The organism is Achromobacter colocynthidis, from assembly GCF_057334535.1.
Genome location: NZ_JBHFIZ010000037.1, coordinates 783,625 through 791,333 on the forward strand (window position 1 = coordinate 783,625; position 7,709 = coordinate 791,333).

The 7,709-nt window shown below is 64.2% G+C and carries 7 protein-coding genes; 3 read left to right on the top strand and 4 right to left on the bottom strand.

What is annotated here, in order from left to right; all coding sequences use genetic code 11:
- Window positions 1–295: 295 nt before the first annotated feature.
- From ACE04A_RS23235 to ACE04A_RS23250, 4 genes are all read right to left on the bottom strand, one after another.
- Entirely contained in the window at window positions 296–2,287 is a 1,992-nt protein-coding gene (locus ACE04A_RS23235; protein WP_448716611.1) for an acid phosphatase, read from the bottom strand.
- Window positions 2,288–2,380: 93 nt separating this feature from the next.
- Window positions 2,381–3,358 carry a LysR substrate-binding domain-containing protein gene (locus ACE04A_RS23240; RefSeq protein WP_100854315.1) on the bottom strand — a complete coding sequence of 326 codons (978 nt, stop codon included), beginning with the start codon at window positions 3,356–3,358 and terminating at the stop codon, window positions 2,381–2,383.
- A 76-nt stretch (window positions 3,359–3,434) separates the two neighbouring features.
- Window positions 3,435–4,106, bottom strand: coding sequence for a DUF1028 domain-containing protein (locus ACE04A_RS23245; RefSeq protein WP_279995543.1), 672 nt, complete (start codon window positions 4,104–4,106; stop codon window positions 3,435–3,437).
- A 21-nt stretch (window positions 4,107–4,127) separates the two neighbouring features.
- Entirely contained in the window at window positions 4,128–4,541 is a 414-nt protein-coding gene (locus ACE04A_RS23250; RefSeq protein WP_100854313.1) for a RidA family protein, read from the bottom strand.
- 263 nt (window positions 4,542–4,804) lie between these two features.
- Between ACE04A_RS23250 and ACE04A_RS23255 the strand changes: the two genes are divergently transcribed.
- The 3 genes from ACE04A_RS23255 (at window position 4,805) to ACE04A_RS23265 (ending at window position 7,612) form a co-directional block, all read left to right on the top strand.
- Window positions 4,805–5,830 (top strand): ABC transporter substrate-binding protein, encoded by a 1,026-nt coding sequence (locus tag ACE04A_RS23255; protein WP_391437852.1) that lies wholly within the window; start codon window positions 4,805–4,807, stop codon window positions 5,828–5,830.
- 104 nt (window positions 5,831–5,934) lie between these two features.
- Window positions 5,935–6,789 carry an ABC transporter permease gene (locus ACE04A_RS23260; RefSeq protein WP_485820560.1) on the top strand — a complete coding sequence of 285 codons (855 nt, stop codon included), beginning with the start codon at window positions 5,935–5,937 and terminating at the stop codon, window positions 6,787–6,789.
- A 1-nt stretch (window position 6,790) separates the two neighbouring features.
- Window positions 6,791–7,612 (top strand): ABC transporter permease, encoded by an 822-nt coding sequence (locus ACE04A_RS23265; RefSeq protein WP_448716613.1) that lies wholly within the window; start codon window positions 6,791–6,793, stop codon window positions 7,610–7,612.
- The last annotated feature ends 97 nt before the right edge of the window (window positions 7,613–7,709 follow it).

Sequence of the window (7,709 nt, forward strand, 5' to 3'; positions counted from 1 at the left end):
GGGGGGGCGGCGCCCGCGGCCGGTGCTGTCTGGGCCAGCGCGGCGTGCGCGCTCAGCGACAAAACCAGGGCGGCGCCCAGGGTGGGAAGAAACTGTCTCATGGCGTTCTCGTTATAGGGGTGGTCCGGTAGTTTATGGAAAAGCCCCCTGGCCGAAAACCCAGAGTTTCACGGATACGTGGTGACAAAAAAAAGCCCCTGCCATCCCGAAGGCAGGGGCCAAGCCGGCGTGCTGGCGACCAGGTCGCCCGCCACCGCGCGATATCAAATTCAGCTTGTTGTCATGACCGTCGGACTCAGCTGGCCGAATCCAAACGCACCTGCACGCTGTCGGCGTTGTACACGGCAGTGGCCTTGAAGCCCTTGACCGCAATACCGTCGAACGTGCCATGCACCTTATTGGCGCGCAGCACCGTAATCGTCGTGCCAACTTGCGGCGTGTAGCCCGAGCGGAAGTCGACGTTCAACTGGCCCGCCAGGGCGGCATCCGAGTTCACGGCGATCTGACCGGCTTCATCGTCGCCGATCAGGGTTTGCAGGACAGCCGCCGAGGTCTGCGTATAGCTGCCTTGCACCTGCACCGCTTCAGCGGCATTCAGCGCCAGGGCGCCGCCGCTGAGGTACACCGCGCCATTGCCCAGCGCCTTGACCGAGTCGGCACGCAACGTGCCGCCTGCAACCAGGGTGCCACCCGTGTAGGTGTTGATGCCCGCGAGCCCCAAGGTGCCGGTGCCGCTCTTGGTGAGCTTGCCCGCGCCGCTGATGTCATTGCGCCACACGTCCAGCGCATTGAAGCCGCCACGGCTGGCCGTCATGGTGACATCCACGTCGCCATTGAAGGCGCCATAGCCGTCACCGGCCGCGAACAGGTTCAGGCGGCCAAAGCCTTCGGCGTCGTCAATAACCGGATAGCCCGAGGGCAGCGCCGTGGTCTTCAACACCACGCGGCGTTGCTCGGCCGTCAGGTACGGCAGGCGCGTTTCCAGCATGACTTCAGCGCCCTTGGGCACAACGGCCGGTTTGCCGGTGTCGCCAATCTGCGTGAAGGCGAACGTCAGGCGGCGACGGTACTCGGCCTTGTTCTTGGCATGATCCGCAAAGCGATCCTGGCTGACATCCTGCGAATGCGCGAACGCCAGGAACTGCTCGGGCGTGCTGGCGCCCACGGCGGCCATCAGCGTCTGGTGCGCCTGCGCATACGCCACCGAGCGCGTGCCTTCGCTGGCGGCATAGATGTTGCCCAGCGCCGAGGCCTGCCCCAGGATGCGGCCACTGATCACGTCCAGCGGCGAATGCATGCCGGCAATGATGCGGCTTTCGCCCAGCTCCAGGCCACGCGCCAGCAATTCGTGGAAGCGCTCCGGCACCAGGTAAGCCATGCCGATGGCGTTGCGCACGGATTCCGCCGTGTGGCCGCTGGGGTAGCCGCCGTCGGTCGGGGCCGACGTGCTCTTGGCCGGTTCCAGCGTGGGCACCACCTGCACGTCGGCGCTCCAGCGCCACGGGCGGGCGTACTTGTAGTAGCGCTTGCTGGGCTCGGTGGACGCATTGGCGCCCATGCTCTGCACAAAGGCGATGACGTCGCCAAAGGTCGGGTTGGCGGCGCCGCTTACGCCCGTGTTGTTGCCGGTGTCGTCGTACTTCACGGTGGTGGCGTCGGCCGCCACGTCGTTGATGCTGGTGGTCTGCTGGGCAGCCGTGCGCCATGCCGGCGTCAGCGGCCCAAGGCCATCGGTCACGCTGTAGTTCTTGCCCCGGCGATCATCCAGGTAGGCGGCCTTGGCCTGCTCCGGTGTGCGGGCAGCAGTGGTGCGCACGACGAAGTCAATGTTCTCGTCGTGCACGGCCTTGTTCTTGACGCGGCCATCCGTGGCGTCGCCGGGCATGCCCGTCCAATCCGACGCGATGATGCCGGGAAAGCCGTCGGCGCCTGCTGCCGTGACACCGGCATCCACCAGGCGGGTGCGCGGTTCCCAGATGTCCAGAAAGCCATCCAGCACACGCACGCCGGCGTTGGTTTCCAGGGTGGCGTAGCGCGGATCACCGCGCTGGTTCGTGCTGGCGAAATCAACAAAGGCGGGCGCATCGGGCACCGGCGCGGTATCGACTCGGCCCAACCCGGCGGGCGGCGCGGGGATGACGTACGCAACGTCATCGTTCTGACCTGGGGCGTCGGTGTCGTTGTCGTCATCGCCGCCGCAGGCGGACAAGGCCAGGATTACCGCCAGGGACGTGGCGCGCAAGGCGTAGGCAGGGAGCCCCCTGCGCAAGGGTCGTGCTTGGATCATCAGGATCAACCAAACTGGTTAGAGAACGCAGCATGGTAGGTAGGGAATATTTACGCCCGATGACACGCGCTTGCTAAATCCCGGGCTTGCCCGTCATGGCGGATCTGCCGCCGCCACGCCGGAAATGTAGGGGTCGAAGAAGCTGGCCGCGCTCATGCCCGGGATGTATTGATCCGAGATATACGCGCGGCAGCGCTGCATGAAAGCTTGCGTCAGGCGCGAGGGTTTCATTGGTTTGTACGTGGCCAAGCCCAGCAGCATGGGGCGTTGCTCACCGGCCAGGCGCAGGCGCACCAGACGCTTGCCGTCCAATGATTGCGTCGACTTCGGCCGCACGTTGAAGAGCGCGTAGCCGATGCCATTGGCGACCATCGAACGCACCACGTCTTCGGAACGTGAACGCGCCACGATGTTGGGTTCCAGCCCAGCCTTGGAGAACAAGGACAGGAAATATTCGCGGCTCATGGGCAGGTCCAGCAGCACCATGGGCAACTGCGCCAGCTCATCAAGCGTGACGGCAATCTGCTGCGCAAGCGGATGCAGTTCGCTGACCAGCACATGCGGAGGCATGTGCGCCAGCGTTTCAAAGCTGATCTCTTCGCCCAATTGCAAGTCGTAGGTCAGCGCGACGTCGATGTCCAGCGTGTGCAGCTTGTTGATGAGCTCTTGCTGGTCGCCCTCGGCCATATGCAGCTCGACCTTTTCGAACGCACGCGAGAAACCAAAGATGACCTCGGGCGCAATCATGGCCGCCAGCGGCTGAAAGCAGCCCACGCGCAGCACGCCCTGGATGGCGTCGGTGGAGTTCGAGGCAATCTCGTAGAGCTTGGTCGCGCGTTCCAGCAGGTCTTCGCATTCCTGCATGACCTGCATGCCCAAGGGCGTTAGCGCCAGGCCCTTGGAGGGATGCCGCACGAACAGTTGCACCCCAAGCTCGGTCTCGATGTGGGCGATGGCCGCCGAGATGGACGGCGGCGAGATGTGGATCTGGGCGGACGCCGCGGCGATGCTGCCGTGCTTGGCCGTCGCCACCAGGTACTCCATCTGACGCAGGGAAATGCGATTGAGCATGGTCCAACTTGAGGGAACAGGGAATGTTGCAGAGTATCCGGTCTGCCCGTCGCGGTGGGCAACATTTTGCTCAGCCTCACAAGTCGCCCGGCACGCCGAAGCTTGGCGCGTCACGCGGGTCACGCGCGCGCGTCACGTAGGCCGCAAGCTGGGGCTCGTAAATTTTCCACGCGTCGTACAGTGCTTCTACCGGCCCGGCCTCTACCCAATCCAGCCGCAGATCCACGATGGGCCAGTCCAGGTCCTGATAGACCAGCAGGCCGGCGGAATGCACCGGCCCCGCTTCCCCACCCGCCGCCTGCCCCGCCAGCAACGCCTGCATCAAGCGTTCGGCCAGCGCGCCCTCTGCCCGCTCGAACGCGGCCAGCATGGCGCGCGGCACGTCGGTGCTGGCCAGCATGTTGCCGGCGCAGGCGGCGTGTTCGCCCGCCGCGCTGGCCAGTACGCCTAGCGCGCTGGCGCCCGTGTAGATGGCCGGCGGGTGTGTGGCGTCTATCGCCATCAACTGGCGGTACGCGATGAAGGGCCTTTCTTGCAAGCCATCAAGCGCTTGTTGCGGCGTATGCCCCGCCGCCATCGCGTCCAGCGCCAGCGGCCCCAGCGCGGGGTCGGTGATGTTCTGGCTGACGGCGGCGCCCACACCCGCGCGCGCACGGATGCAGCGCGAGGCCACGGCGGGCGAAGACGACGAGACGGCCGCGCCGAACTGGCCGGAGGCGGGGCAGCGGGCAATGATCGAAAAGGTCATGGTCGGTGGCCTGAATGGATATCAATCGGGGATGACGGCGGTGGCGTCGATTTCGACCAGCCATTCCGGGCGCGCCAGGGCCGACACCACGATGCCCGTGGACACCGGGAATACCCCTTTGAGCCAACGCCCCACCACGCGGTAGACGGCCTCGCGATAGCGCGGATCAATGATGTAAATGGTGATCTTGCAGATGTCCTCAAGTTCGCCGCCTGCCTCTTTAAGCAGCATGGCGATGTTCGCCATGGCCTGCTCTGCCTGCCCGGCGGCGTCGCCGATGCACACGCTTTCAGAGGTATCCAGGTTCTGCCCGATCTGTCCCCGCAGGAAGACGGTGCTGCCCCGGGCCACCACGGCCTGGCACAGATCGTTGTCCAGGCTCTGTTCCGGGTAGGTGATCTTGGTATTGAAGGTGCGGATGCGCTTGTGTTTCATGGCTGCGTGGGTAGGTGGGTCAATGGCATGGCCCCCATCTTCAAACCCGGACGACGCCACCGGCTATTTGTTTTTTCCTTTGGCCGCTCTCGGAATTTCCGACTCAGGCGCGGACAAGCCAAGTTGCGCCCCCACGCACCGCGCCTCAGGAAATTCGAGCCAGGCCGAAGGAAAAGGCGACTTGGCCCCCGCTGCCCCCTCTTCCATCATCTGGCTTCCAGTCGGAAGCGCTCGGCGGAACCAACATAGACAAGGGGATTTCAATGATTCGCAAACTTACGGTAGCCGGCCTGCTTGCCGGCGCGCTGCTTGGCAACGTCGCCTGGGCCCAGGACGCGCTGGTGGTCAGCACCTGGGGCGGCAGCTTCCGCGACCTGATCGACGAAAACATCGGCAAGGAATTCACGCGCCAGACGGGCGTGCCGGTCAAGTACATCACGGGCGGCACGATCGACCGGCTCAACAAGGCCAAGCTGACCAAGACCCCGGAAAGCGACATCACCTTCACCACTTCGCACATCGGCTGGCTGTATGTGGACGGCGGCCTGTTTGAAAAACTGGACACCGCCAAGCTGCCCAACTACGCCAACCTGGTGGACCGCGCCAAGGTCAGCCCGTATCACGTGGGCAGTTGGGCGTACGTTTACACCATCGGCTACCGTCCCGACCTGACGCCCAAGAACATCAAGTTCGATAGCTGGAACGACCTGTGGAACCCCGAGCTCAAGGGCAAGCTGTCGGCGCCGGACTTCGACCCCAGCCACATCATCAACGTGTCGGCCATGCTGTCGGGCGGCGACGCCAAGTCCTGGGAGAAAGGCCAGGACAAGCTGCGCGCGCTGAAGCCGAACTTCAAGGCCTTCTACACCAACGACGCCAACAGCCAGCAACTGATCGCCACGGGCGAAACCCCGGTGCAGATCCTGTTGTCAATGAACGCCTACTACATGATCAGCCAAGGCGTGCCGATCAAGGTGGTCATGCCCAAGGAAGGCGCCGTGCTGGGCATCGACACCATGGGCATCATGAAAGGCAGCACCAAGGCGGACCTGGCCTACAAGTTCATGAACATCGCCTTGTCGCCCGAGGTGCAGTCCAAGATCGTGGCCTTCAAGAAGGCCAGCCCGGTCGTCACGAACGCCAAGGTATCGGCCGAGGACGCGGCGCTGCCCGGCGTGTTCACCACCAAGGAACAGTGGGACACGCAAGCCATCGTCATCGACGACAAGCTGCGCGCCGAGAAGACCGCGGAATGGCGCAAGTGGTTCACCGAGAACATCATGAACTGAAGCCCGCGCCGGTTGCACCGCGCCGCGCCTGTGTCCCGGCCTTGAATGTGGCGGGACACAGGCGTTTCCAGCAAGCATCAACGCATTCGGATTGACAAGCCCCTATGAATACACGTTCCAGTCTGCGCGGCTGGTTGATATCACCCGCCGGTCTCATCGCCCTGTGCATCTGCGTGTCGATGGCGGCGGTGCTGCAATTCAGCGTACGCGCCTTCATTCCCGGCTCGTTGGACGTGGGCGGGCTGACGCTGGCGAACTTCACCGGGCTGGGCAAGTCCGTCTACCTGTCCGCCTTCGCCAACACGCTGCTGCTCAGCATCGAAACCACGGTCTGCTCCTTGCTGGTGGCCTACCCGCTGGCCTACGCCATGGTGCGGGTGCGCAACCGCCTGCTGAAATCGTTCATCCTCATCGTGTCGATCACGCCGCTATTCCTGGGTGAAATCGTCCGCACGTATTCGTGGATCATCGTGCTGGGCAACAACGGCTTCATCAACACGGTGCTGCGGAAAATTGGGCTGATCGACCTGCCGCTGAACCTGATGTTCACGCACCTGGGCGTGCTGATTGCGCTGGTGCACGTGACGATACCCGTGGTGGTGCTGATGCTGGCAACCGCCATTTCGCACATCAACCGCGACTATGAAAAAGCCGCGCAAAGCCTGGGCGCCGGCCCCGTGCGCACCTTCCTGACGGTAACGCTGCCGCTGTCCATGCCGGGCATCATCGCCAGCATCACCACGTCGTTCGCCTGGACCTTCAGCGCGTTTGCCACGCCGCAGATGATCGGCGGCGGCCGTGTGCCGACGGTGTCCACACTGGTCTACCAGTTGGGTTTCTCTTCCATGAACTTCCCCCTGGCCGCGCGCCTGAGCGTTGCCGGCCTGGCCTTGACGGTCGTGTCGCTGATGCTGCTGGGCCGGGGCACCAAGCGACTCAAAGCAATGGGAGCGCACTAGCATGGCCATCAAACACTCTCTACCCTTGCCGCTGCGCATTGGCGCGCCGCTGCTGATCACCCTTATCCTGGCGTTCGTGCTGTTGCCGGTGGTGGTGGTGACCTTGGCGTCGTTCAACGACAAGGCGCTGCTGACGTTTCCGCCCGAAGCCTGGTCGCTACGCTGGTTTGAACGGGTGTTCACGTACCCGGACTTCCAGCAGGGCTTTCGCGCCAGCCTGATCGTGATGGTCTGGGCGTCGTTTCTGGCGCTGTTCATCGGCACCGCGCTGGCCATCGCCGTCAAGCGCATGGGCTTTCCCGGCAAGGACATGTTGCAGGCCATCCTGCTGTCGCCGCTGGTGATCCCGCATTTCACGCTGGGCCTGGGGCTGCTGATTCTGGTGGCGCAGTTTGACATGGACCGGGGCTACGGCCTGGTCATTTTGTGCCATGTGATGCTGGTGCTGCCCTTCGTGATGCGCAGCGTGTATGTGTCCATGGAGAACATCGACGAACGCCTGGAACAGGCGGCGGCCAGCCTGGGCGCGTCGCCCTTGAAGGTGATGTTCACGGTGACCGTGCCCTTGCTGGCGCCCGGTCTCTTTGGTGGGTGGTTGTTCGCCGCCATCATGTCGTTCAGTGAATTCACCGCGTCGCTTTTCGTCACGACGCAACTGACGCAGACGCTGCCGGTGTCGATGTACAACTACGTGCGTGAATTCGCGGACCCGACGCTTGCCGCGCTGTCGGTGGTGTATATCGCCGTGACGGCCAGCCTGCTGGCGCTAGCCAACGCTTTCCTGGGCCTGGGCAAGATCCTGAATATTGAAGAAGTGGATTAGGCGGCCGGCGATCCGGCGGTCCGGCGGTCCGGCGGTCCGGCGATCCGACGATCCGGCGACCCGGCGGTCCGGCGGCCGCCGACCCGGCCGCCCGCCG